Annotated in this window: 24 protein-coding genes and 1 riboswitch; of the genes, 10 read left to right on the top strand and 14 right to left on the bottom strand. The window is 46.3% G+C overall.

Annotated features, from left to right (window positions below):
• Positions 1–140 precede the first annotated feature (140 nt).
• From AC2TF5_RS05535 to AC2TF5_RS05525, 3 genes are all read left to right on the top strand, one after another.
• Positions 141–1601: a serine hydrolase domain-containing protein gene (locus AC2TF5_RS05535; RefSeq protein WP_491301217.1), complete on the top strand. Its 1461-nt coding sequence runs from the start codon at positions 141–143 to the stop codon at positions 1599–1601.
• Between the two features lie 236 nt (positions 1602–1837).
• Positions 1838–2650: an adenosylmethionine decarboxylase gene (speD, locus tag AC2TF5_RS05530; RefSeq protein ID WP_491301216.1), complete on the top strand. Its 813-nt coding sequence runs from the start codon at positions 1838–1840 to the stop codon at positions 2648–2650.
• A gap of 175 nt (positions 2651–2825) precedes the next feature.
• The gene (locus AC2TF5_RS05525) at positions 2826–3875 is read left to right on the top strand and encodes a DL-endopeptidase inhibitor IseA family protein (RefSeq protein ID WP_491301215.1); all 1050 of its coding nucleotides are present in this window, start codon (positions 2826–2828) and stop codon (positions 3873–3875) included.
• A gap of 193 nt (positions 3876–4068) precedes the next feature.
• Here AC2TF5_RS05525 and AC2TF5_RS05520 read toward each other — a convergent pair whose 3' ends face one another.
• On the bottom strand, positions 4069–4866 hold the full coding sequence (locus AC2TF5_RS05520) for an MBL fold metallo-hydrolase (protein ID WP_491301214.1): 798 nt from the start codon (positions 4864–4866) through the stop codon (positions 4069–4071).
• 19 nt (positions 4867–4885) lie between these two features.
• The gene (locus tag AC2TF5_RS05515; protein ID WP_491301213.1) at positions 4886–5491 is read right to left on the bottom strand and encodes an ArsR/SmtB family transcription factor; all 606 of its coding nucleotides are present in this window, start codon (positions 5489–5491) and stop codon (positions 4886–4888) included.
• A gap of 200 nt (positions 5492–5691) precedes the next feature.
• On the opposite strand from AC2TF5_RS05515, the gene AC2TF5_RS05510 reads away from it, so the two are divergent.
• Positions 5692–6207: a hypothetical protein gene (locus tag AC2TF5_RS05510; protein ID WP_491301212.1), complete on the top strand. Its 516-nt coding sequence runs from the start codon at positions 5692–5694 to the stop codon at positions 6205–6207.
• An 11-nt stretch (positions 6208–6218) separates the two neighbouring features.
• Here the strand turns inward: AC2TF5_RS05510 and AC2TF5_RS05505 are convergent, their stop codons facing one another.
• Complete coding sequence (locus tag AC2TF5_RS05505; RefSeq protein ID WP_491301211.1) at positions 6219–6518, bottom strand: TIGR04104 family putative zinc finger protein; 300 nt, start codon at positions 6516–6518, stop codon at positions 6219–6221.
• Between the two features lie 223 nt (positions 6519–6741).
• Positions 6742–7020 carry a hypothetical protein gene (locus AC2TF5_RS05500; protein ID WP_491301210.1) on the bottom strand — a complete coding sequence of 93 codons (279 nt, stop codon included), beginning with the start codon at positions 7018–7020 and terminating at the stop codon, positions 6742–6744.
• A gap of 337 nt (positions 7021–7357) precedes the next feature.
• On the opposite strand from AC2TF5_RS05500, the gene AC2TF5_RS05495 reads away from it, so the two are divergent.
• Together AC2TF5_RS05495 and AC2TF5_RS05490 are read left to right on the top strand one after the other, a co-directional pair.
• Complete coding sequence (locus AC2TF5_RS05495; RefSeq protein ID WP_491301209.1) at positions 7358–8404, top strand: IS1595 family transposase; 1047 nt, start codon at positions 7358–7360, stop codon at positions 8402–8404.
• 80 nt (positions 8405–8484) lie between these two features.
• Complete coding sequence (locus tag AC2TF5_RS05490; protein ID WP_078503234.1) at positions 8485–9399, top strand: phosphotransferase; 915 nt, start codon at positions 8485–8487, stop codon at positions 9397–9399.
• Between the two features lie 325 nt (positions 9400–9724).
• Here AC2TF5_RS05490 and AC2TF5_RS05485 read toward each other — a convergent pair whose 3' ends face one another.
• The 4 genes from AC2TF5_RS05485 to AC2TF5_RS05470 form a co-directional block, all read right to left on the bottom strand.
• Positions 9725–10594 carry a VOC family protein gene (locus AC2TF5_RS05485; protein WP_491301208.1) on the bottom strand — a complete coding sequence of 290 codons (870 nt, stop codon included), beginning with the start codon at positions 10592–10594 and terminating at the stop codon, positions 9725–9727.
• 223 nt (positions 10595–10817) lie between these two features.
• Positions 10818–11279, bottom strand: a complete 462-nt coding sequence (locus tag AC2TF5_RS05480; RefSeq protein WP_491301207.1) for an Rrf2 family transcriptional regulator — start codon at positions 11277–11279, stop codon at positions 10818–10820.
• 137 nt (positions 11280–11416) lie between these two features.
• A complete protein-coding gene (locus AC2TF5_RS05475) occupies positions 11417–12340 on the bottom strand; it encodes an AEC family transporter (protein WP_491301206.1) in 924 nt (307 codons plus the stop codon).
• A 102-nt stretch (positions 12341–12442) separates the two neighbouring features.
• The gene (locus AC2TF5_RS05470) at positions 12443–13018 is read right to left on the bottom strand and encodes a GNAT family N-acetyltransferase (protein WP_491301205.1); all 576 of its coding nucleotides are present in this window, start codon (positions 13016–13018) and stop codon (positions 12443–12445) included.
• Between the two features lie 107 nt (positions 13019–13125).
• Between AC2TF5_RS05470 and pdxR the strand changes: the two genes are divergently transcribed.
• A complete protein-coding gene (gene pdxR, locus AC2TF5_RS05465) occupies positions 13126–14571 on the top strand; it encodes a MocR-like pyridoxine biosynthesis transcription factor PdxR (RefSeq protein WP_491301204.1) in 1446 nt (481 codons plus the stop codon).
• A gap of 84 nt (positions 14572–14655) precedes the next feature.
• Here the strand turns inward: pdxR and AC2TF5_RS05460 are convergent, their stop codons facing one another.
• Positions 14656–15165, bottom strand: coding sequence for a GNAT family N-acetyltransferase (locus AC2TF5_RS05460; protein ID WP_491301203.1), 510 nt, complete (start codon positions 15163–15165; stop codon positions 14656–14658).
• A gap of 156 nt (positions 15166–15321) precedes the next feature.
• On the opposite strand from AC2TF5_RS05460, the gene AC2TF5_RS05455 reads away from it, so the two are divergent.
• Positions 15322–16410, top strand: coding sequence for a M24 family metallopeptidase (locus AC2TF5_RS05455; protein WP_491301202.1), 1089 nt, complete (start codon positions 15322–15324; stop codon positions 16408–16410).
• 103 nt (positions 16411–16513) lie between these two features.
• On the opposite strand, the gene AC2TF5_RS05450 is transcribed toward AC2TF5_RS05455, so the two are convergent.
• The 4 genes from AC2TF5_RS05450 to AC2TF5_RS05435 all read right to left on the bottom strand — a co-directional run bounded on the left by AC2TF5_RS05450 (position 16514) and on the right by AC2TF5_RS05435 (position 20975).
• Positions 16514–17908: an L-cystine transporter gene (locus tag AC2TF5_RS05450; RefSeq protein ID WP_491301201.1), complete on the bottom strand. Its 1395-nt coding sequence runs from the start codon at positions 17906–17908 to the stop codon at positions 16514–16516.
• Between the two features lie 207 nt (positions 17909–18115).
• Positions 18116–18937 (bottom strand): ABC transporter ATP-binding protein, encoded by an 822-nt coding sequence (locus tag AC2TF5_RS05445; protein ID WP_491301200.1) that lies wholly within the window; start codon positions 18935–18937, stop codon positions 18116–18118.
• Positions 18934–19980: a FecCD family ABC transporter permease gene (locus AC2TF5_RS05440; RefSeq protein WP_491301199.1), complete on the bottom strand. Its 1047-nt coding sequence runs from the start codon at positions 19978–19980 to the stop codon at positions 18934–18936. Before AC2TF5_RS05440 ends, AC2TF5_RS05445 begins: the two co-directional genes overlap by 4 nt.
• Positions 19977–20975 carry an ABC transporter substrate-binding protein gene (locus AC2TF5_RS05435; RefSeq protein ID WP_491301198.1) on the bottom strand — a complete coding sequence of 333 codons (999 nt, stop codon included), beginning with the start codon at positions 20973–20975 and terminating at the stop codon, positions 19977–19979. Before AC2TF5_RS05435 ends, AC2TF5_RS05440 begins: the two co-directional genes overlap by 4 nt.
• A gap of 242 nt (positions 20976–21217) precedes the next feature.
• Positions 21218–21424, bottom strand: a riboswitch (cobalamin riboswitch).
• A 265-nt stretch (positions 21425–21689) separates the two neighbouring features.
• On the opposite strand from AC2TF5_RS05435, the gene lplA reads away from it, so the two are divergent.
• A complete protein-coding gene (gene lplA, locus AC2TF5_RS05430; RefSeq protein ID WP_491301197.1) occupies positions 21690–22691 on the top strand; it encodes a lipoate--protein ligase in 1002 nt (333 codons plus the stop codon).
• Between the two features lie 205 nt (positions 22692–22896).
• Here the strand turns inward: lplA and AC2TF5_RS05425 are convergent, their stop codons facing one another.
• A complete protein-coding gene (locus tag AC2TF5_RS05425; RefSeq protein ID WP_491301196.1) occupies positions 22897–23610 on the bottom strand; it encodes a metal-dependent hydrolase in 714 nt (237 codons plus the stop codon).
• 225 nt (positions 23611–23835) lie between these two features.
• Here AC2TF5_RS05425 and AC2TF5_RS05420 point away from each other — a divergent pair, with 225 nt between their 5' ends.
• Positions 23836–24642, top strand: coding sequence for a Cof-type HAD-IIB family hydrolase (locus AC2TF5_RS05420; protein ID WP_491301195.1), 807 nt, complete (start codon positions 23836–23838; stop codon positions 24640–24642).
• The last annotated feature ends 107 nt before the right edge of the window (positions 24643–24749 follow it).

Raw genomic sequence — 24749 nt, 5'->3', positions numbered from 1 at the left:
ACGCGTAGTGTTTTAATACAGACTAAGGAGCTCCCACGTTAACTGACCCTTTTGAGATACCCGTGTGTTGTTATGTATTGTAAAGCGCTTCCTTCTGCGATAGCATAAAATCATCTTACATCAAAAGGAGCGATAATCTTATGACCCATTCTTATTCTCTGCCGCGAAGCACACCAGAACAGCAAGGGATATCATCGGCCGCCTTATCTCGGTTTCCAGACGCTGTACGGGAACGCGGCATTGAGCTTCACAGCTTTATGGCTCTGCGCCACGGTCATGTCATCGCGGAAGGCTGGTGGGCACCTTACCGGGAAGACTTGCCTCATACAATGTTCTCTCTGAGCAAAAGCTTCACTTCTACTGCCATCGGACTCGCCGTCCATGAAGGTCTGCTCTCTTTGGACGATCAGGTCATTTCCTTCTTTCCAGACGAAACACCGGATATGGTCAGCGATCATCTTGCTGCGATGTCGATTCGCCATCTCCTGATCATGGGCTCCGGCCATCATCAGGACCCGCTCGCCTCGCTCAACCGGACGCATGGAGAGAACTGGATTAAAGTCTTTCTGCATGCACCAGTAGAACACGCGCCGGGAACTCATTTTACGTATAACAGTGGTGCTACTTACATAGCAGGAGCTATCCTGCAAAAATTGACAGACGGATCCTTACTGGATTTCCTGCAACCACGGATTCTGGAGCCGCTCGGCATTGAAAATGCCACTTGGGAGAAATGTCCTCTCGGCTTTGATTGCGGTGGCTGGGGGCTATCCGTTAAAACCGAGGATATTGCCAAGTTCGGTCAATTGTATCTTCAGAAGGGGTTATGGCAGGATAAACAGCTTATACCCGCTTCCTGGGTAGAGGAAGCCACTTCAAAACAAATATCCAACGGAGATGATCCAGACAATGACTGGAACCAAGGGTACGGTTATCAATTCTGGAGATGCCGTCACGGCATGTACCGGGGAGACGGTGCTTTCGGCCAGTTCATCATCATCATGCCACAGTACGATGCCGTTATAGCGATTACAAGCGGTACGATGCAGTTGGATGGCGTCTTAAATGTGGTGTGGGATGTCCTGCTCCCTGCCTTTCAACAGCCTGTGTCCTCTATCGATACCGATAGTGAGGCTTCAGGGGCTCTGCAGGATAAGCTAAAATCACTGTCACTCGAACCACCTGTTTATGAGCGCGAATCTCCGCATGCACAGGAGTGGTCAGGTTTAACCTATCAGTTAGAAGAGAATAAGCTTGGATTTAACACGTTATCCTTCACCTTAGAATCAGGCAGTATTACCGTAACCATTCAGAACGCTGCCGGAGAGCATCAGACTGTGTATGGATCTAACGGTTGGAATGTAGGATTAACCTCCTTGTTGAGGGGGGTTACGGAGACTGTGGCAGCAAGCGCCACCTGGAAAGAGGATAATATGCTCCTGCTTACACAGCAGTTGGTAGAGACTCCATTTTGTTTGAGTATGGCTCTTACCTTTGAAAAGGACAGATTGCAAATGTCCATCTCACAGAACGTTAGTTTTGACTCTATGGAATCCAGCGTTATTAAAGGCGTCGCACTCGTCGGAACGAAGGAAGTCTGAGCACGATCTGCCCTTTTTGAAATAAATATAATAACAGCTACACTTGATAAAAAGGCTGCTTCTACAGTGAATTCCACTGCAGGGCAGCCTTTTGTCGGATCACAGTGGAGATAACGGACATGTTAAGGACCTTGCCTACACGTATTCTCTATTCTAAGAGTAAGAAGGTATATTTTTGGAAAAGATAGGAATATACCGTGACTTATCCAATACTTGATCATAAGGGGAAATGGCATATGAAACCAGAACCGGAACAGCGTATCACCCTCCATGGATTCAACAATCTCACGAAATCTCTTAGCTTCAATATGTACGATATATGCTATACGAAAACCAAGAAAGAGCGCGAAGCGTACATTGAATATATCAATGAGCAGTATAATGCCGACCGTCTCACCAAAATATTAAAAAATGTATCCGATATTATCGGGGCCCATGTGTTGAATGTCGCCCAACAGGACTATGTCCCACAAGGGGCTAGTGTAACCGTGCTCGTATCCGAGGGACCTGTCGTCGAGGTTTCAGACGCGTCATACGATGAATCACCCGGACCGCTGCCTGACAATGTCGTTCTCCAGTTGGACAAAAGCCATATTACTGTTCACACCTATCCCGAGTATCATCCGGATGAAGGCATCAGCACCTTCCGTGCCGATATTGATGTGTCTACCTGCGGGGAAATTTCGCCCCTCAAGGCCCTGAATTACCTCATCCATTCCTTCGATACAGATATTATAACGATTGACTATCGAACGCGAGGTTTTACCCGGGACATCAGCGGACACAAGCTGTTCATCGATCATGAGATCAGCTCCATCCAGAACTATATTCCGGACGAGGTGCAAGACTTGTATGACATGATTGATGTCAACGTGTATCAGGAGAACATTTTTCATACCAAATGCAAGCTCAAGCAGTTTGACCTTGATAACTATCTGTTCGGCTACACGAAGGATAAGCTGTCTCCGCAAGAGCAACAGGAAATTACGGAACGCCTGAAGCTCGAAATGGACGAAATTTATTACGGCAAGAACATGGAACGAAGCTAACAAAGGGTTGTTCCAACCTATAAGACGAACCATCAATAATAACGTAGCAAGTCTGGCGAAAAAAATTGAAGTTTTTTTGCAAAACCTGTAACGTTTCATCCAGCTTGATCGTTTCTAAAGTAGATGCGGCAGAGTTGCAGCTGTCGTACATGTCAGGAGACTAGGAGCGATAAGTATGAAATCAAATCATTTCAAAACAGCGGCAGCAGCCCTACTGGCGGGAACAATGATGTTATCGGGGACAGCATACGCATCTGAAGGAGAACATTCCCCAGCAGGGAACAATCCACAAGCTGCCGTTAAGCCGGCCAAATCGAACACAATGACAGACAACACAACGGCGAAGACGCCAATCAAACCGGCTCAAGGTCTCATTCTTACTGATCCAACCCAAGCTGCGGAACTGTATGTCTTCGGCCTGCAGAAACGAAATGCACACATCCAGTACGCAACATTCTCCAAATCAATGCAAAAAAAAATGAAGCCGAAGTTCCAGGAACTTAACTGGGTTACCGGTGTATCAAGTCCTTGGATTACAGAATGGACCATAACAAAGCAATCTAAAGTGAACGACAACAAGGAAATTGTTGAACTGCACGTGGATACTGCAACATCTATGGGTCCGGAAGCACCTATTAATTTGCGAATCACCGTTGTTAAGGCTGGTAACTCGTGGTTTGTTGACGCTGTTTCAGTGAAAGAAGATTTACCGAACAGCGGACTACCGGAATCGACTGAGAATAAAGTGACGGCCTTCGGCGTACAGGAAGCAAAACAGCTTGCAACCAAGGCAGCAGCGCATTACTGGCATATCTCTTCAGGAGGAAATGCAACAAGCGAGGGTGAAATCAAGGAATTTCCCATTAAGGGAAAAGGCGATCATTACCGCTGGATGGGCAAGGATCTAAGTACGAAGGAAAAATGGACCGCTTACCTACTGGAGATATTCACACCAGAGAAAGTTCAGCAGTATTGGGTCGCTCAAGTGAAATCGGGAAATCTTGTTGAAGTGAACGGAAGACTTGCTCAGCCTAATGCGGACGGCGGCAGTCTGACAGACTGGTCTAAAGCGAAGGCGGAATTACTGGAGAACGGAGATACGGCGAAAAAATTCCGTTTTAAAGTTCCTGTCGGTGATCATGAAAGCCAAACATATGATGTAACCTTCCGCTATTTAGCGGACAGTGGCTGGAGGATTGATGAAGAGGTTACTAAGATCAAATAATAATATTTAAGGGCGTTTTCCAACAGTATGTTTATCCTGCGGTGGAAACGCCCTATTTTAAAATCTAAGAAAGTATAAGTTTTATACTTCACTTTTACTTGGCTTATATTTCTCGCAGAAACGCCGCGCGCCCTTTAAAAAGGACAATGAAGGCGTTTCTTCTTACTGTAAGGATTCAGTTACTCTCTACTCATTAGAATTGGATGCGCAGTCCTTCATATGTATGTATACCTGTGCCATGGCGGACGAGATCTTTTTCCCGTAAATCCCTTACTGCGCGCTGAGTAACTGTGAGCCAATCCGGATCCAGTCCTATACTGTTGTGGCTGCCGAATATTTGTTTTACCCCGGAAATGCTTGAGATTTTATCCAGCGAATTCACAAGATCCACAGGGTCCGTCGTCGGATAAAAAGCATATACCGGTGTCTCGTCGTACAGCAAATCTCCTGTAAACAGAAAGCCTCGGCTGGTATCGAACAAGGCGATATGACCCGGTGAATGGCCCGGCGTATGGTATACCGTCAGGCTCCGTCCCCCAAGCTCAATCACATCCCCATCACGCAACAATCCTGCTGGTTTGCCCTGATATGGCTTGTAGGATACCGGATCAAACGTTTCCGGAACCGGTCTTGTAATATCCCTGAACATGTCTTTCCGGATCTGCTCGATCCCTAGTCCTTTAATTCCGTTTACAAGCCAGTCTTCTTCGGCTTCATGCACGTAAATCTGCTGAAACTGGCCGTGGCTTCCGATATGATCCGCATGCACATGGGTGGTTAGAACGATGATTGGTAAGTCTGTGAGCTGATCAGTCATACGTTTTATCTGATCGATGCCGAGTCCTGTATCAATAAGTGCCGCTCTTTCTTGTCCGATCAGCAGGTAGGAATGAACCTTCTCCCAGTGGCCGAACTCGCTTATTGCAAACGTGTCATCGTCAATTTTGGATACAGTGAACCATGCATCATCAATAATAATCTCATTATTCATAAGTTTTCCCACCGTTTCATTATTGAATTGTGATGTCTTCGTCATCGTCTTGAAAGCTGATTAAAGACAAATAATAGCTTTTCTCCTCTCCGTTCTCACCTGAACCCTCAAGAGCGGATTTCACAAAATGCTTATCAAGCAAAACTTTGAACTCCTCAATGAAAGCCGTAAAATTCTCCTCATTACCACGTAAGGAATACGTTGACGCGATATTTTTTCTTAACGTCTCGTTACTAGAATTCAGTGCAAAAGATGACGCCGGCGCATTCACAATCTTCGCTCGTGTGACCTCTAATGTTTCCATAAACACCTGCCTGGACGTTTCGATAAGATCCTCACTTGGAAGCAGATGCTCGTCCGGAATAAAACGGCTTGCTACAGCACGATAATATTTCTGAACGATCCCGTTCTTCTCTTCTTTCCTGACCACTTGGATCACACCATGTTTCTCCAGCTCTTTCAGGTGAAAATAAATATTGTTACGGGTAATGCTCAGCATTTCTGCTAACTGTTGGCCTGTATATTCATTCTTCACGAGGTTCATCAATATTTTGGTTCGAAGCGGGTCGGCAATGGCTTTCAACTGTTCATGTGTCTTGATTTTATACACACCAGTAATTTTCACTTTAACACCTCACTTTTATTTACCGGTAAAATTAATTTTACTGTTAGGCAAAATCTTATCATGACCTTTTAAACAGGTCAATCCATTTTCGTCATTGTTGGCATATTAATATATGCTTATATTGTTTCCTCTCTATAACGGGTATGGTATATTATCCACATTCATGTATTTACTCATCATTGTCAGAAGGAAGTGTCTGTATGTTCGATCCAACCATATTTGAAAATTTGAAAGTTGCCATGGAGAATGTGGTCTATGATCTGGATAATCTGGACGAGAGGATTCTAGTCACAGGCCGGACAGACCGGATGGATATGGCCGTCATGTCTCGAGCTTTCAGTCTCAAATTCGAGCTGGTCCCACGAACTGGAGCAGAAGCTGAGATCCGACTTGAAGCTTTTTTAAAAGACCTTGCTGCTGAATTATTGGAAACACCGGAAGAACAGCCAGGCTGCGCGCTTTCCCTCCGTTTCTATACAGAGGTCAAGATTGTACCCGAGCAGTGTCGGCGTATTTCAGAGCTGCTGCAGGTCATATGGGAGCCTCAGATCACTCCAGTGCAGACGCTTAGCTGTATTTACGGCGAAGATCCTATCGTTTACAAAAATACGATTGAACTCAAATTCCCGCACAAAATCAACGAGGATAACATGTCGGACATCCCCAATCTAGTGGAACATATGATCCGGACGCTTGAGGGATTAACTCAGCTGTAAACGCAAACAGGCTAAAGCATCGGCTCATCTTCGTTACTGAACATATAAAAAAATGGCATACAAGCAATCAGTACAACATATAGAATCAATGCATACATCAAAATATAGCCGATGCGCATACCCATGGACACCATAGGGACCATCATGCTAATGGATAGTAATGAAATCAGTCTTATTCGTTGTCTCGATTTCTTTGAGACATATTGAAGTGACTTGCAGGAAGGGCATATTAACTTGTTTTTAAATGTGAGTATTTTGAGGAAGGTCTCTTTCCAGTTCCAAGAACAGCCGCATTTTTGACAAATTGGCATAACATCACCCCCTCTGCCTGTTATGAGACGCTACGCTTCAACGGAATCGCTTCGTCCTCTCCGTTGCTTCGTGCATGTCCAATTCAAAACACATAAGCAAAGAAACCGCCCTTTGGTAGAATGGAAGTGTCCAGCAACCATCTAAAAAGGAGCGGTTTCTTAGGCCAAACGGCAGAAATCACAAGTGAAAAAACTGGGACTGCGGTCAACCAACTGGAAGAAATCATTTAATATCTATTTTCTTTCTCCTTACTCCTTGGACAATAAACATAAGCGCCATTAAGAAAAATAAAATATTGGCAGAACTTAAAGTATGTTTAGATAATAAGTCTTTAATTATAAGATAAGTTTGGATCACCAATATAATAGAAGCGTATAGAAAATACATATTGGATTTGTCTTTGAATAATCTCATACCAACTAACTGTACTATAATCGTTATTGCAATGGCATACACTAAGATTATTCCCATAGAAATTAGAGCTAAAATAGAAATAGTCATAATAATCACTCCTTTACAATAACCATCTTTTACATAATATCACATTTGTTACTTTTTATAAATCTTTTTAAGCAACCATTTTTGATGATTACATTTAACTAAAAATCCTGCTTTGTAGCAACGACGTGTAAAATAAATAAACGTAAAATGACCCGAGAGAGGGCACTTTTTTCAAAGTGTCCATCTCTCGGGTCACAGTTCAAACCTCCTGCACCACCATTTCTTTATTTTTCGTATCTTTTTTAATGGCTATGTTAAACTTTGTTGTTGATATTTGATAATTACGAACAAGTGTTCTATAATAAGGGCAATATAACTGTTCGGAGATGATTTGCCCATGGATTTAAAGGAACTGAAAAAGCTTGCTGATACGTTGGACGATAATGGTAAGCGAGAACTTATCTACTTTTTGCAGTCCCGAACCAAGGGAGTGGCACTTCCAGTTCGAGCGATTGATGAAATTCAAGAGCAGAAGCATAAAGATGGACTTGTTTGCCCGCATTGCAAAAACCATTCTGTTATTCGATTTGGAAAGTACGCTGTAAGAACACGCACTGGAGAGGTTAAACGTCAACGTTACCGTTGTAAGTCCTGTCGCCAAACATTCAATGACCTTACGAACACCCCTCTGCAACGAACGAGGCGACCTCATATGTGGGTTCGTTTTATCGAATGCATGATTGAGGGCTTTTCTCTGAGAAAATGTGCAGAGCAGTTAAACGATGAAGTCACGCATGTCACCTTGTTTTACTGGCGGCATAAGATTCTTTCCGCTCTGAAGCAGATTCCAACCGAAGCATTTCAAGATATTGTTGAAATGGACGAGACCTACTTTCTTTACTCGGAAAAGGGCAAGCGGAATATTGCCGAACGCAAGCCACGTAAACGTGGCGGCAAAGCGAAATATCGTGGTATAAGCCACGATCAAGTGTGCGTGCTGGTTGCCCGTGACCGTCAGAAAATGACTTACTCTGGCGTACTTGGGCGTGGACGTATTCGGACTACAAAATTAGACGAAGCGATTGGTGGTCATCTATCTGACTCAAACGTGTTATGCACTGATTCATGGAGGGCATTTAGCTCCTATGCGAATTCAAAAGGCATGACTCATTACCGATTCAAATCCGACGGAAAACAACGTGTGAAAGGCGTGTACCATATCCAAAACGTAAACAGCTACCACAGCCGCTTGAAGAAATGGATGGATCGCTTCAATGGTGTTGCAACAAAGTATTTGCAGAATTACTTGGCGTGGTTTCGTTACTTAGACAGCAAGGAATATGAGAATACCGCATCGAATAAGAAAAATATGTTGGTCAAATCGTGCCTGTTTACTGTGACCGACACGAACACCAAACTTCGGCTTTCTGCTTATTCTTGTTAAGCTAACGGGCAGTTATGCGTAACTTCCAGGGAATGTAAACATCTAAATAATAACGTAAGGAACGAGGAGGCAGACAATTCATGGGAGGAACGAATGTATGGGATGCGGAGTGGGAGGTTAACGAAGAGCAGGCGCGGACGCTGATCGGCAGACAATTCCCTCAGCTGTCATCGAAGCAAGTGAAGCGATTGGGCTGGGGCTGGGACAATACGGTTTTTCTCATCGGTGACGAGTACGTGTTCCGGTTTCCAAGAAGAACGATTGCAGTTGGCTCGATTCGTATGGAAGGGAAGCTGCTGCCGAAGCTGGAGGCATATATGACCATCCCCTATCCGAAACCGTTGTTTTATGGCGAAGCAAGTGACGAATACCCGGCACCATTTCTTGGCTATGCCTACGTGCCAGGAGATTTCCCAATCGGTTTGACGGAAGAACGTCGGGCTTTATCGGCAGAGACGCTGGCGAAATTTTTGCGGAGATTGCATGAGTTTCCGGTGCAGGCGGCGCTGAAGTGCGGAGTTCAGCAAGATCATCGAAACTTGACGGACATAGCATCGCGCAAAGTGAAATTGGAGGGCTTTCTATCTAAGGTGGTTGAACACTTGTCGCCGGAGGAGTCCGGTGTGATCGAAGCGTATATTAGCAGGCTGCAAAAGGACCGTGTCGAGGCGGTGAATGCACTGCTACATGGCGATCTTCATTTCAAAAATATGCTTGTGAATGAGAACGGGATCGTTTCCGGCATCATTGATTGGGGCGATCTGAGCGTAGGCCATCCGGCTTGCGATTTGAGCGTTGCTTATAGCTTTTTACCACCTTACGCTCGCGGCGTGTTTTTCGAAACGTACGGAGGAGCGGACGAGGAAACGAAGCTGCTGGCGCGGCTGATCGCGGTATACATCCCCATACTGATCTTAATGCAAGCGGTCGATGACGGGAATGAAGCGATTGCGGCAGAGGCGAAATCCAACATCATGCGGGCACTGTCGGATTAGGCTCATTATTTCGTTGCGGCTATGGGGCTATGGTGGCTATCGGCACCATTTTGTCGTTTAAAGGCCGCGATAAGGTACGATCCGCCTTCTCTGATGCCGCTTTATGTTGAGGAACACGAAATTCAACAGAGTAAGTCGTTGCGCTAACGGGACACGATAGCAATAAACCGCCTTTTCAACGAAGGCGGTTTTCTTATGGTCAAATATCAACATTAGAATTTAACATAGCCTTTTTAATTAAAGCGAGCTATCCCTCAAGCAAGGTTACCACTTTGGGGACACCCTTCTTGATTTGTTATCTATTGCATTCATCCATCAGGTTTATTTATTGGTTAGCTGACTGCACCACGAGCCTAACTTCAATGTCGGAAGGATCTTTTACATAAAAAGCTCCGTCCCGCTCTTCCAATGTTAATCCTGCCGCATGAATTCTGCCGCTCACCACTTCAAGCTCCTCTTCGCTTGGAAGAACAACCGTAAAATAATTCATACCCGCCGCATGACGAGGGGTATTCGGCACGCCGATGCCGGCCCACACGTTTAACCCGATATGGTGATGGTATCCACCCGCAGAGATGAACAGTGCAGCACTGCCGTAGTGTGCCGTCAATTCAAATCCAAGAACGTCGCAGTAGAACCGCTTCGCCTCCTGAAGATTGGATACATGGAAATGCACATGACCGATCACGGTTCCTGCTGGAAGCCCACTCCACTCCAACCCTTCTGATACGGCCAGCAAACCATCAACGTCCACCGGATCAGTAGTCATCATGATTTCGCCTTTCTCATCCCGTTTCCATGTGTCACGCGGACGGTCCGCATAAATTTCAATGCCGTTATTGTCCGGATCGCTGAGGTAAAGAGCTTCACTGACAAGGTGATCCCCCTGACCAACCGGGATGTTATGGGCAACCAGATTTCGGATAACAAGCCCTAAGCTTTTCCGATCCGGCACGAGAATCGCAAAATGATACAGGCCTGCCGCTGTCCGCTCTGGCTGTTGTATTAAACCCTCCACCTCTTCAAGCACGAGCAATGTATGCTTGCCGTCTGCCGTCAGTTCGGCAACTCTTCCTTGCTGCCGAAGCATTTTCAAACCGATAACTTCTGTATAAAAACGAACAGACCTCGCCAAATTGCGGATACGAAGAGAAACATGTCCAAGCTCTGTGGACGGATGCAGCACTGCTGACATAATAACCACTCCTTGTTTAATTATTGAATAAATGTATTTTTTCTAAATAATGAACGACGAAATTGAGGTATGACATGTAACGATAACAGTTACAACTTGTATATAAATAATTATAGTCACTTACAAAAGGAAAGTCAATTGCAACTTACATAACAAATCTAAATAAATTGAGCCTCCATACTGGTGCATGGTTTCCTCGTTCCAAAAATGACGATAGACGCCTTTAACCTTCTAGGTTACAAGCGTCTATATCCTTCCCGGAATCCTTATGTGAGATACTCTGTACAATATCTTGAAGCGTAACTTCCTGAAGCACTCTCTCCATCGCATTTTGTGCAAGTTGGAACACGGGCACGATCGCATCCTGAATGTTTTTTCCTACAGGACATTTCACATTCGGATGTTCATGAACCGCAAACAGATTATTCTCCTGCACCACATCAACCGCACGGTATATATCCAGCAGTGATATTTCTGCAGCAGATCCCTTGAGCTTGGCCCCGGCCACTCCTGGTCGTACTTCAACAAGTCCAGCCTTATTGAGCATGCCTATAAGCCTCCGAATTACTACTGGATTCGTGTTGACACTCCCTGCAATGTAATCGGAAGTGCTTAGCCCAGACTTGTTCAGCTCCAGTACAGACAATATATGAATGGCGACCGCAAAACGGGTACTAATATTCAAAATGCTCTCCTCCATCGTTACAACTTTTCCAATCGAAGAATGTAACTATCATAGTTACATCCAGCAGAGAAGTCAATACGCCAGATGTAGTCATGAGAACAATTAGAACACAAAAAGACCGGACATAGGCCCGGCCTTTACAGCACTCCAATCAAAACAGGCAGAAAAATGAACGATGCTAGCGTCGTCCACAATATGCACATGGACACAAGCCGGGGAGCTGCATCATACTGCTCCGCAAGGATAACCGCATTTACAGCTGCTGGCATTGCAGACAGAACAAGAATAACCGCAAACAAAGTTCCCTCCACCGATAATGCCGCCAGAATACCCCAAGCAACAAGCGGAGCAATAACCATACGCATGGCCATCCCTGACCAAAATCCACGGCGGGAGATCGTCGATATTTCACTGCCATCACGTACGCCCATCATCTGAGCCCCAAGTATAACAAGAGCTAGAGGAGCGTATGCGGCGGAAAGCATTCCTATCCCTGTTTCCAAGCCTTCAGGAAGGGCAGCATCCGTCATCCGGATCAGTACGGCAAGCAACGCCGCATACACGGATGGAAGCGTAAAAACAGATTTAACGGCCTTGGCTGCCGAGAAATGGGATCTTGCCGCCAGATACACACCGAGCGTGTTGATTATAATGATCTGCACTATAACGTATACGGACGCTTTATCCAGCCCAGCTTGCCCAAAGGCGAGCAAGACCAACGGCAGACCATAGTTCACACTGTTGGTGAACATCGTCGTTAATCCAAGCCCGGACCGTTCCGGCTGGGACAGTCCCAGCATTTTACCCACCCAAGTACTTAACAGCCATAAAATAATGACATTCATGATGCAAAATGCGACCGTCACCGCCACATCACCCGATGTAACGGTTGCCTTCTCCAGTGTTTCAAATATGAGCGCTGGACTCATTACATACAGGGATAAAGCGGATAATGTCTTTGTCTCCAGCCCCTTAAAGCGTTTCAATAGTCCACCGGCAATGACAGGAAGGGAGATTGGAAGAAACACACTGTACAACGTTATAAAAAAAGAAGATATCATGTGGTAAAATACTCCTTAACGTTCAGACTCGATGCTTTCATCGTAACGTATAACGGTGTATTTCGTCCAAGACCACATGGCTATAGACGTTATAGGATGCCATTATTGCTTATGATAGAGCGCCCTATACTCATCTTCCAAAATACTCATCATAATCGAATCGTGATACTGGTGGTTATAATATAACGCGTCCCGCTGTACGCCTTCTCTGCTGAATCCGACTTTTTCGTAAGCCTTGATTGCACGTTCATTATACGCAAACACTTGCAATTCGATCCGATGCAGATTAAGAACCCCGAAACCATAGTCCAAAAGAAGACGGATTGACTCTGGTCCATATCCCTTACCCTTATGATTATCCGAATCGATAGCAATTCGAATACCAGCATTCCGGTTAACGTGATCTATATCCTGAAGGGCGATATCCCCAATCACTTCATCATTATCCGATAAAGCGATTAACAGCAGTACTGAAGAGTCATCAGCCGACTTGCCCTCAATATAACGACGAACCCCTTCCAATGTGGAAGAATGCTGCGTTCCGGTCAATCTCCGAACTTCCGGATTAAACAGCATACGAAAATATCCTTCCGCGTCGTCCTGTCCAATCGGCCTCAAATATACTCGCTCCCCTTCCAAAAAGCGGACTGGCAGCAGATTCCATAATGTTGTATCCATAATGACCTCCTATTTTCATTCCCAATCAAATCCCATATAATATACCAAAGAATTGACCATATCCATATGTACAGATTTCATTAATTTAAAAGGACAGATGAACAACCATGAAAAATGTGAGCATTAACCTGGCCGAGATGAACTGGTCTGCTGAGGATTCTTCTTTCCCTCTGTACGTGCAGCTGTACCAATACATGAAAAAAGAAATATCCACCGGACGCTGGCAGGATCAAGCACGACTTCCCTCGGTACGTAAACTAGCCGATTTCCTCGGCATGAGTACAACTCCGGTGGAGATGGCGTATCAACAGTTGCTGGCTGAGGGTTTCATCCTGAGCCGACCACGCAGCGGTTATTTTGTGCAAAAACTGACGGATAAACTTATATCCATACCGGCCGAACCACCTCCCCCTCAAGGGAGGCAGCTGCCACGGCACCGCTCCTACCGCTACGATTTTCATATGTCGAAAAACGATTATGAACATTTTCCGTTGACCGAATGGAGAAGGACTTACAACCGTGTTCTACAGGAGGAAAAGGTCTCAGACCTTCTCTTCTATGGCGACCCTCAAGGTGAGGAAGGGCTTCGTTATGAGATTGCTAAGTATGCACGTACTATGCGGGGTGTATCCTGTTCACCGGAACAGGTCGTAATCGGATCAGACCCATACCCGCTTCTGGAACTATTATGCCGCCTGCTTCGCCCATACGGGAAAGATATCGCCGTTGAGAATCCCGGTTACCCACAGTACCCCGAACTGTTTCGCCAGAGTGGATATTCCATCCATCCGATTTCTCTGCAAGCGGGTGGGCTGGATCAGCAATCTCTTCGGGCTAGCGGAGCAACACTTGTAACCGTATCCCCATCACATCAATTCCCAACCGGCATAATCATGCCCGTGTCTCAGCGGCTTGATCTGCTTCAATGGGCTAAAGAATGCGGCGGATTTATTATTGAGGACGATTATGACGGAGAATTCCGGTATTACGGCCGGCCCATTCCCTGCCTGCAAGGCCTTGTTCCCAACAGCCGGGTCATTTATCTTGGTGGATTTGCACAAGTCCTGTCACCTTCACTCGGTATACAATACATGATTCTTCCATCTATTTTGCTGGAGCAATACCATCATATAAAACATCATTTATTTCTCGAATGCACGGCTTCCCGGATTCACCAACACACACTAGAGCACTTTATGCAGGATGGCTTTCTCGACCGGCATTTACGCAAAATGGTAACCATACTGCGAAAAAAACATGATACTCTCATCTCCTCCATCCGCAAACATTTCAGAGATCGAGCTGTCGTATCGGGAACAGGCGCCGGATTCCATCTGATTCTGTCTTTGCAACATCCCTCCTCTGAAGCGGAACTACAGGCTGCTGCCGAGGATCAGGGCATCCGTGTTCATTCTGTTGCCTATACGTATGACCAAACACCGGAGCATTCCGGAAGTACAGACCATAAACGTGAGTTTATTGTGGGATTCGCCGGAATCAAGGAAGAAGATATCGATGATGGAATACGGCGGTTGGCAGATTGCTGGCTGTAACTTCAGGCAGGCTCTGATATTTCTTCAGCACAAAAAGAACGCCACTGGATACGGACGTCCTTCTGTTTAATTTAACATATATGACTAAACCTGTACCGCACGGCCTACAATGACGAGGTCACGCTTCACCCCATCCAGTTCAGCAACATCAGGAAGCAGGCCCCATTGCTGGAATCCGAATTTCTTAAGCAGTCTCAGGCTTGGCTCGTTGTGTCCAAAGACAAACCCAACCAGATTACTGATTTCCAGATGGGGACATTCCTCCAGTGCTTTCTCGATCAGTATGCTTCCAGCACCAGAGCCCCGGTACTTCTCACTCACATAAATGCTGATTTCTGCTGTCCCCTGATAAGCAGGCCGTCCGTAAAAAGATTGAAAACTCATCCAAGCTGCGATTTCATCATTAGCTCGTAAAACCCATAAAGGTCGGTGTTCCGGATTATGTGCTTCGAACCAGGGAATCCGGCTCTCTGGTGTGACGGGTTCCAGGTCTGCGGTGACCATTCTACCTGATATAGTAGAATTATAAATGTCTACAATGGCCGGTAAATCTTCTTTGACGGCATACTCGATTTGATAATGATGCATTGCCATGTCTATTCCTCCGAATGGTGTGGTTATTAGTATATCTATTTTAACGGAGGAAGATAAAAATGGCTTCAACTTTTTTTATTTACATCAACATCGGAAAAAGCTACGCTAAATATGAAGAGGACCGCCCAAGATGCAAGGTCGAAAGGAATGAATAGGATGAATGTCAGACTGGAACAACTAACTAACGCTATGGACAGTCAAGGTTGGGACCTGTTGTTAATTACAGATCCCAAACACGTGTATTACTTAACAGGCTTCGCCAGTGATCCGCACGAGCGTTTTCTCGGTCTTTTGCTGACTCGTGGAGAAGAACCCCTGCTGATCGTTCCCGCTCTTGATGGTGACGCAGCAGCAGCCGCTTCATCGATAAACAACATCGTTACCCATCAAGATACGGACAATCCATATGAACTGCTGAGCAAACAAATTAAAGGCACGATCGGCACCATGGCACTTGAGAAGGATCAGCTTACCGTGTCCCGATATGAGCAGCTGCAGCATTTTTTACTAGCTCGTGCATTTCAAGATGCAGGTCCGGTACTACGTGAGATGCGTGTGCGGAAGTCCGAAGATGAGATCATCAAAATGAAACGGGCTGCGGTTCTCGTTGAAGAGGTGCTCACCCAAGGTCTGAAGCAGGTCAAGATTGGAATGCGTGAAATTGAGCTTGTTGCCGAGCTGGAATTTTTGATGAAAAGACTAGGTGCAGATGGCCCTTCGTTTGATACGATGGTTCTGACGGGTACCAACACAGCCCTGCCTCACGGCGTTCCTGGGCTACGACAAATCGAACCAGGGGACCTGCTAATGTTTGACCTCGGCGTGTATGCGGGCGGATATGCTTCAGACATTACCCGAACGTTTGCAGTCGGGGATATCAATGCCGAGCAAGAACGTATTTACAACACCGTTTTGTCCGCTAACGAAGCAGCTATTCAGGCTGTAAAGCCTGGCGTTACGTACGGTTCAATCGATAAGGCTGCAAGGGAAGTTATTGATGAGGCCGGCTACGGGCCTGCGTTTTTGCATCGTTTAGGTCATGGTCTAGGTATGGATGTGCATGAGTACCCATCGGTTCACGGTCTCAATGAAGATTTGCTGCAGCCAGGAGCTGTATTTACAATCGAACCCGGCATCTACGTGCCGGGTGTAGGCGGTGTCCGGATCGAGGACGACGTGTGTGTTACAGATAGCGGTGTCGAAGTACTGACCTCTTTCCCTAAACAACTTACAGTCATCGGTTGACTGTTCTGATTTAGGCATGCCGCCGATAAGTTCTCATTTCACAAAAAGCGGCCGCTTTCCCGAAACATACCGGTGAAGCGGCCGCTTTTTCGTTTATTTCGTTTTATGTCTGCATCACATCAATATCTTGATTACGGTCCTTATACACATCGGTATTAACTTCCTTCATCACTTTACCCGTAACCAGACCTGCAGTTATGGAGCCGTTGACATTAAGCGCCGTCCGGCCCATATCAATCAGCGGTTCAACCGAGATCAGAAGTCCTGCCAAAGCTACAGGCAGATTCATCGTGGACAGCACGATCAAAGAGGCAAACGTCGCTCCGCCGCCCACTCCGGCAACACCGAAGGAGCTGATCATTACGACAACAATGAGTGTGAGTATAAACGTCCAGTCCATCGGATTGATACCCGCGGTAGGTGCAATCATAACCGCCAGCATAGCAGGGTAGATACCTGCACAACCATTCTGTCCCATGGTGGCTCCCAAGGAAGCGGACAGATTCGCAATCCCTTCCTGAACGCCTAGTTTCTTATTCTGGGTTTGCACAATCAGTGGAATAGATGCGGCGCTGGAGCGTGATGTAAACGCAAAAGTCAGGACTGGCAGCGCTTTTCTGACATAAATCATCGGATTAAATCCGAACAGGGACAGCAGAATCAGATGGATAATAAACATGACGATTAGCGCTACATAAGACGCCAGAACAAAATCGACAAGGTCTAGAATGACTTGAAGATCCGTTCCTGCTATCGTCTTGGCCATAAGTGCCAATATCCCGTACGGTGTCAGTCTCAGAATCAAGGTTACAATTCGCATCACCACGGCATAAAGGGCGCGGACCATACCGCGAAACGTTTCTGCTTGCTCCGGATACTTCCGGTCAATTCCTAGCACAGCAATGCCGATAAAAGCAGAGAATATCACAACTGCAATCGTGGACGATCTTCTGGCACCGGTCATATCTGCGAACGGATTTGACGGAACAAACTCCAGTATTTGCTGCGGCAAAGTCTGGTCTGAAACATCTCCCAGTTTTTGTTCCAGCAGCGCCCCCTGTTCGTGCTCTGCAGATCCGGCCTGAATATTCTCAGCGGACAGATCAAACGTAAGTGTTGTTGCAATACCTACTGACGCGGCTACGCCTGTCGTTAATATCAGAACAGCGATGATAAGCCCACTCATTTTGCCGAGATTGCGTCCGCCCTTCAAATTCATAATAGCAGAGATGATCGATACCATAATTAGTGGTATGACCATCATTTGCAGCAGACGAACATACCCGTACCCCACTAGATTAAACCACTGCGACGATTTCGCTATGATATCCGAGTCAGCCGAATAAATGAACTGCAAAATCGCACCGAATAGCACACCGAGACCGAGCCCGGCAAACACCCGCTTGGTAAACGAGTAGTGTTTTTTTTGCATCCAATACAATATTCCGATAAGCAGAAGCAGCACAAGGACATTGATAACGATCCAGAGTGTTTCCATCGCCTGATGCCTCCCTTTTGTTTGATAAGTGCTACTACGTATTCATTTCCAAATACGGACGCACTTTAAACATTACCCGTTAAATCCGATCCGACATCTATTTTTTTCATAAAAAAAGATATGCTCCATATATACAAAAAAGACGGCTATCAGCCGTCTTAAAATTTTGCTTACATATAGAATATTTCCATTTTTCCCGGACTAGATTCATCTTCCAGCTTCCGTATGGATCTCTGCCTGAACGCTTGAATCAGAGACGTTTGCAGTCAGAAGAACCTGGGGAGCGCCATTTTCAGGATGGCTGACGACCGCCGGATCCACCCGGAATACTCGCCGGATAAAATCTTCGGTCAGTATTTCAGCCGGGGTTCCCTCTCCCGCGATCTTTCCATCCTGAAGCACCAGAAGCCGGTCACAGAACTGAGCCGCCAAATTAAGATCATGGAGCACGCTAATTACCGTTATACCGGTATCTTCGCGCCACTCTGCAACCATGTTCATAAATTGCAGCTGATGACGGATATCTAAATACGTTGTCGGCTCATCAAGCAGCAAAAGTGTAGGTTCCTGAGCCATTACTTTGCCAAGGGCTGCACGTTGGCGCTGTCCCCCGCTTAATTGATCAAGCCGTCTGGATTCGAATTTTTCCAGTTCCAGCTTTCGGATAATACGATCCAGAAGCGGTCCGGAATCTTTCTTCTCCCGTCCCATCCAGTCTTGAAACGGGTAACGTCCCATTTCCAGAACCTCGCGCACTGTAAAATCAGACGGAGCGAGCCCCTCCTGCTGAAGCACCGCTACAGAGCGGGCAAGCTCCTTTCTGTTATAACTTGAAACTTCTCTGCCACGAAACTGTAAATGTCCAGACGATGGCGACACCACACCTGACAAAAGATGCAGCAGCGTGGATTTACCGCTTCCGTTCGGACCAATAATGCCCCACCATTCCTGAGCACTTACGTTCCAATCGATACCGGTCACCGCGTTCACCCGGTCAAAGCGCTTGCTTACGTCTTGAAGTGTGATCATACGCTTCCCTCCCTACGCTGCTTTTTGTTCCGGTACAGCAAATAAGCAAAGAACGGAGCTCCAACAAATGCAGTTACTACCCCGATCGGAATTTCGGTCGGCGACAGAATGGATCTGGCAGCCGTATCGGACCAGACCATGAAAATCGCTCCACCCAATGCCGATAATGGAATGATGATCCGGTAATCAGAACCGGTGATGAGACGGATCATATGAGGAACAACCAGTCCCACGAAGCCGATCACACCGGACACAGACACAGCCGCAGCCGTTAGAAGGGTGGCAACAATAAGCACACTGGTCTTCAGACGATCGACATTAAGCCCCATATGTGCCGCCTGACGTTCACCTAAAGACAACAAATTCAGTGTACGCGCCCGGCTCCACAAATATAAGAAGCCTACAGTAAAATACGGGAAAAGGACAGCTATATATGACCATCCCCGCATGCTTAAACTTCCCATCGTCCAGAATAGAATATCCGTTAGCGTGTCTCGTGACATTACCGTCAAGAATGAAACTACCGCTCCTAAAAAGGACTGCATAACCACACCTGACAAAATCAATGCATTAGTCGGTATCTTACCGTGATCTCGGGCGAGGAGCAGCACAATCCACAGTGTGATCGCCCCGGTCATAAATGCAACGATCGGCAGGGTCCAGGCACCCGCAAAAGAGTACTGCAATCCGTAGAAGATCAGAAACGCAGCACCAAGTGATGCACCGGAGGATACACCGAGCGTAAACGGATCGGCGAGCGGATTTCTAAGCACACCTTGAAAAGCAGCACCGGCCACCGCAAGGGATGCCCCAACCAGCATACCGAGCAGTATTCGGGGAAGTCGCACCTTCATGATGATCTGCTCGGAAGCTACTTCCCAGTTGGGAGTGATCGAGTCTCCGATCCAGGGCAATCGATGAACCAGCATGGCTCCAATATCCTTAACGGGCAGATGGACGGAGCCGATGCCGAGGCTGACGATCAGCGTCAGCAGTAAGAGCAGGAGCCCACCCGTTCCATAACCCGCAAGTTTTTTACTCATGGGGTCATCAGTTCCGGATAGACCGCCTTCGCTACTTCAACCAATCCTTGAGTTACACGAGGTCCCGGGCGGCTGATCAGATTGTCATCAATTTTAATCAGCTTATTGTTTTTCACAGCTTCGATCTGATCCCAGCCGCTTCGTTCTTTAATGATTTGATCCAAAGTTTTTTTGGTGGATTCATCCACGACATTGCTGGAATACAAAATCACATCTGGATTCGCTGCAATAATCTTCTCTTCACTGATTTCAAACCAGCCTTCGCTGTCGCCAGCCACATTGGCTGAATTGCTTATATTGAGCATCTCATCCAGATATGTGCCCTTTCCTACCGTCCAACCCGGTGAGAACTCCACATACACTTTTTTCTTATCCTCATCTTTTACGGATTTAACCGCTTCTTTCACGAGGTCCATATCCTTCTGCATTTGATCTACGATGCCTTGAGCTTCCACCTGACGATCCGTAATCTCTCCAACTACCTTAATGTTGTCCATGACTTCAGCAATCGTCTTAGGGTCGTTCACGAACAGCTTGATTCCGAGGTCGCGAAGCTTCTGTACGTTCTGTTCATTCATCGCCGCTGTAAAAATAACATCCGCGCCTGAAGCAACAATGGCCTCAACATCCATATCATAACCGCCCATTTTCGGCTTGGATTTGGCTGCCTCCGGGTAGTCGTCCACTTCGGATACACCGACAATTTCTTCATCCAAGCCAAGCGCGAACAATTTTTCCGTCTCAGAAGGAGACAGCGATACAACTTTTGCTGGAGCCTTATCAAATGTCATTTCCTCGCCTGTAGCATCCTTTAAAGTTAACGGATAAACCGTTTTGGTAGTTTCAGAGGCAGGTGCTTCCGGTTTCTGCCCTTGTTCAGCCTCTGGTGCAGGGGTCGCCTCCTTCGGATCTGTTTCTCCTCCACAAGCTGCCAGCGACAGGACCAGCATCAGTACCGCCAACATGGCGGACCATGACTTCATTATTTTTTTCATCGATTTTCTCTCCTAACCCTAGTTTGAGAACAACACCGGCTTGCCTTAGGTACTCAATAAACCTGATTTCTGACGGAAATCCTTACATCCAACCACAAAAAAGCCCCTGATTTCTCCGCAGAAGAATCAGGGGCTACGTTTCGGAAACAATGAACCTCATCCAATTAATGGGAGTTTAGCTATAGTACAACACATCACCCACATTAGGTCCGCCAAACGTAATCCTTTCCTCGAAGGACCGTCAGATCATTACGCGGGCAGGTCTCCTGACTTACAGGTTGAAATGACACCTCCGCCTTCCCGACCCTGTTCAGGCCAGTGGCAGTAATGGAGGATATCCCTGATTCACAGTGGCGGGACCGCGCCGGACTTGCACCGACTTCCCTTTTAACCCGGGAGCAAAACATATGCTTTGCTTATTCTCCAGGACCTCGCGAGTATTGAATATTCTTTTTTGCCAAGCTTACTTCTCTTTTGACGATTATATGAAATATCCTCTCGGCTTACAACCTGAAACTTCACAGAGAAAAATTGAATAGCCGCTCCCCGCTTGCCGTGGACCTTATTTCCGCCTGTATAACCATCATAGATATCTCACGTATTTATTCGTATGCGCCTGTGAATTGCCCCTCCCCCTTTGCCCTAAAGCCGGACATTGGTTTACAATAGATCTGAAGCTTTATACCAGAAAAGAAACTATACGGAGGCGTACATATGCTCTTTATCGATAATCAGGGAATCCATGATCCTTCCATTAACCTAGCGATTGAAGAATACGCTTTGAAGCACTTGCCTATGGAAGACAGCTATTTGCTCTTCTACATTAATCAGCCGTCGATTATCATCGGCAAACACCAGAACACGATTGAAGAAATCAATCAGGAGTTTGTCCGTGACAACAATATACAGGTTGTTCGGCGATTGTCCGGAGGTGGTGCTGTATACCATGACCTCGGCAATCTTAATTTCAGCTTTATTACAAAGGACGATGGCCAGTCATTTCATAATTTCCTAAAGTTTACCCAACCCGTTATCGATTTCCTTCAAAAAATGGGTGTTCCCGCTGAGCTCAGCGGCCGTAATGACCTTCAAGTCGGAGAGAAAAAGATTTCCGGCAACGCCCAGTTCTCTACACGGGGACGCATGTTCAGCCACGGGACTTTAATGTTCGACCTGGATCTAGACAAAGTACAAGCTTCACTTAAAGTTAACCCGGAAAAATTCAAATCAAAGAGTACGAAATCCGTCCGTAGCCGGGTGGCGAACATTAAGGAGCTGCTGGGTACGGATATGACGATTGAACAGTTCCGCGCAGAGCTGCTACGTTCGATTTTTAGTATGGAGCCTGATCAGGTTCCACAGTACGTTCTTCAAGAGAAGGACTGGGAAATAATAAATCAAATCTCCAAAGAGCGTTACCAAAACTGGGACTGGAACTATGGCTTATCACCAGAAAGCAATGTGAAACACGCGAAAAAATTCCCGGTCGGCATTATCGACATCCGCATGAATATTAAAGACGGACATATCGGTGAAATAAAAATTTACGGCGACTTCTTCGGTGTAGGCGATGTCGCCGATATCGAAAATGCGCTTCGCGGCAGACGTTACGAAGAGAATGAAGTAAGAGAAGCCCTCTCATCCATTGACGTCAAGCATTACTTCGGCAATCTGGAGTTTGATGACCTGATCGGTCTGATCTTTTTAGAGGAGTAGAGCAACAATACTGACGTCACGATTCTAACAGGGATATCTTTCAAAAAAAGCAGGTCACTCGAGGATTCATTCTTGATCCTTGGGTGGCCTGCTTGGTTTTACTATTGTGCACTTCTTAAGTAGGAACGATTCTACAGGTAGCGTCTTACAACAGACATGAAGGGCGTCCCAGGTCATGGACCTTTTGGGACACCCCCCGTTCGTATTATTTGGATGCGATGAATACATAAAAGAGAAGGACGAGTGTGAGCACGATGCACACGTTCTCTACTGTGTTACCCCATTTACTTCCTGTGCTCATTAGTTTGAACTTCACTCTAAATTTCAGCGGGGGTAATGGTCGTATTCCCCTGTTCGTTAGCATATCGGCGGCCAAATGAAGGGCATAAGACATTCCACCTGCAATCCATAAGCTCTCCCCTCCCGCTGTTCCTTTTGTTGCGAAATAGAGCAGCATAGTCCAGCCTGCCGCAGCATATGCAGTATGTGTCAGACCACGATGGGAAACGAGCGTGGAAATCATCAGTACGCAACCGGCAATTGTGTTCCACGGACTGAAGGCTTGGCCGAACTGAAGAAGTCCCAGACCAATCATAAACATCACGATATGACGCAGCGTCCGTCCGGGCAGAAAGGATACGACGGCAATCAGACCCGCCAATGCCAGATTCCACGGAGCATAATCCTGTCCGTAGTAAAAAATAAATACGGCTCCCACAATCAATGCCAACTGAAGCACACGCAGCAGTCCTGTTGGGATGACCGTTCTGACCAAAATGGAGTTCGGCTCATCGATGTCAGGAAGTAGCGAACTGACTGCGGCCGCAGCCGCAGCCGGGAGTGTAACGGGAATTCCGGCCAGCCCCATGACCGACAAGGTGACGCCGGTGCTAATAACCAAATGGGCTCTTCCCATCATAATAAATGACTTCCTTTCATTCTCTCGTTGTCTTGTTTGAGCCCGTTCATTTCTTTCAGCCGTAATACATACGGGAATGTATGTTCGGCATTTTAGTATAGCAAAAAAACCCTCCTTTTGTCTACCCTTTCCACTCTATGGACAATATGATCCTGGCCGAATTGAAATCCACGCCGCAAGCGGTACAATAGAGTTAAGATAGAGATAAAAAGGAGAGAGACAACCATGACCCAATACAAACTGATTGCTATCGACATCGATGACACACTCATCAATGACGATAAAGAAGTTACCCCGGGTGTCCAACAAGCGTTAGAGCAAGCTGTTGCGAAGGGTGTTGTAGTAACACTGGCGACTGGACGTGCCTATGCATCCGCACAAGCGATTGCTCGCCAAACTGGACTAAATGTGCCGATCATCACTTATCAAGGGGCTTTGATTAAGAATTTGCTGGACGAAGAGGTTCTCTATGAACGCTATGTTCCCGTTGACGCTGCCAGAAAGCTGTATGAGTACTGTGTGGAGCATAATCTGCATCTGCAGACTTATATTGATGACAAGCTATACTCCCGGGAAGAGAACCAAAAACTGATCGATTATTGTGCACTGAATCGCACGCCTTATTATATTGAACCTGATTTCATCAAAGTGATCGAACAGCCTACACCTAAAATGCTGATCATCGATGATCCTGCTTATCTCGACGAGCTGATTCCGGTATTCCAGGAGCTGCTTGGCGATCAAATGCATATCACGAAATCCAAACCATATTTTCTGGAATTCATGCATAAAGAAGGTACGAAAGGCCATGCTTTGACGTTCCTTGCGAATCATTTTGACTGCGCTTTGGAACAGACCATTGCGATTGGCGACTCCTGGAATGATCACGAAATGCTGGAATGTGCAGGCCTTGGTGTTGCCATGGGCAATGCTATTGAGCCGCTCAAGCAATTAGCGGATTATATAACGCTCAGCAACAACGAAGATGGCGTTAAACATGTAATCGAGAAATTTGTGCTGAACGCGGAATAAATAATAAATATTTTATGAACAAAAGAGGCTCGTATCCAAGGTTTTGAATGCCTAGGTTCGAGCCTCCTTTATGAATTAGCTGAGAACACTCGCGATTTCAATCGTGA

Source organism: Paenibacillus sp. JNUCC 34 (genome assembly GCF_058269055.1).
The sequence above is the reverse complement of the archived record's forward strand: the minus strand, read 5'-3'. Positions and strand labels throughout refer to the sequence as shown.

Bases quoted from the DNA above. Each gene is read 5' to 3' on its own strand.
- AC2TF5_RS05535 (WP_491301217.1), top strand. From the start codon at position 141: ATGACCCATTCTTATTCTCTGCCGCGAAGCACACCAGAACAGCAAGGG.
- speD (WP_491301216.1), top strand. From the start codon at position 1,838: ATGAAACCAGAACCGGAACAGCGTATCACCCTCCATGGATTCAACAAT.
- AC2TF5_RS05525 (WP_491301215.1), top strand. From the start codon at position 2,826: ATGAAATCAAATCATTTCAAAACAGCGGCAGCAGCCCTACTGGCGGGA.
- AC2TF5_RS05520 (WP_491301214.1), bottom strand. From the start codon at position 4,866: ATGAATAATGAGATTATTATTGATGATGCATGGTTCACTGTATCCAAA.
- AC2TF5_RS05510 (WP_491301212.1), top strand. From the start codon at position 5,692: ATGTTCGATCCAACCATATTTGAAAATTTGAAAGTTGCCATGGAGAAT.
- AC2TF5_RS05505 (WP_491301211.1), bottom strand. From the start codon at position 6,518: ATGCCAATTTGTCAAAAATGCGGCTGTTCTTGGAACTGGAAAGAGACC.
- AC2TF5_RS05500 (WP_491301210.1), bottom strand. From the start codon at position 7,020: ATGACTATTTCTATTTTAGCTCTAATTTCTATGGGAATAATCTTAGTG.
- AC2TF5_RS05495 (WP_491301209.1), top strand. From the start codon at position 7,358: ATGGATTTAAAGGAACTGAAAAAGCTTGCTGATACGTTGGACGATAAT.
- AC2TF5_RS05490 (WP_078503234.1), top strand. From the start codon at position 8,485: ATGGGAGGAACGAATGTATGGGATGCGGAGTGGGAGGTTAACGAAGAG.
- AC2TF5_RS05485 (WP_491301208.1), bottom strand. From the start codon at position 10,594: ATGTCAGCAGTGCTGCATCCGTCCACAGAGCTTGGACATGTTTCTCTT.
- AC2TF5_RS05475 (WP_491301206.1), bottom strand. From the start codon at position 12,340: ATGATATCTTCTTTTTTTATAACGTTGTACAGTGTGTTTCTTCCAATC.
- AC2TF5_RS05470 (WP_491301205.1), bottom strand. From the start codon at position 13,018: ATGGATACAACATTATGGAATCTGCTGCCAGTCCGCTTTTTGGAAGGG.
- pdxR (WP_491301204.1), top strand. From the start codon at position 13,126: ATGAAAAATGTGAGCATTAACCTGGCCGAGATGAACTGGTCTGCTGAG.
- AC2TF5_RS05460 (WP_491301203.1), bottom strand. From the start codon at position 15,165: ATGGCAATGCATCATTATCAAATCGAGTATGCCGTCAAAGAAGATTTA.
- AC2TF5_RS05455 (WP_491301202.1), top strand. From the start codon at position 15,322: ATGAATGTCAGACTGGAACAACTAACTAACGCTATGGACAGTCAAGGT.
- AC2TF5_RS05450 (WP_491301201.1), bottom strand. From the start codon at position 17,908: ATGGAAACACTCTGGATCGTTATCAATGTCCTTGTGCTGCTTCTGCTT.
- AC2TF5_RS05445 (WP_491301200.1), bottom strand. From the start codon at position 18,937: ATGATCACACTTCAAGACGTAAGCAAGCGCTTTGACCGGGTGAACGCG.
- AC2TF5_RS05440 (WP_491301199.1), bottom strand. From the start codon at position 19,980: ATGAGTAAAAAACTTGCGGGTTATGGAACGGGTGGGCTCCTGCTCTTA.
- AC2TF5_RS05435 (WP_491301198.1), bottom strand. From the start codon at position 20,975: ATGAAAAAAATAATGAAGTCATGGTCCGCCATGTTGGCGGTACTGATG.
- lplA (WP_491301197.1), top strand. From the start codon at position 21,690: ATGCTCTTTATCGATAATCAGGGAATCCATGATCCTTCCATTAACCTA.
- AC2TF5_RS05425 (WP_491301196.1), bottom strand. From the start codon at position 23,610: ATGATGGGAAGAGCCCATTTGGTTATTAGCACCGGCGTCACCTTGTCG.
- AC2TF5_RS05420 (WP_491301195.1), top strand. From the start codon at position 23,836: ATGACCCAATACAAACTGATTGCTATCGACATCGATGACACACTCATC.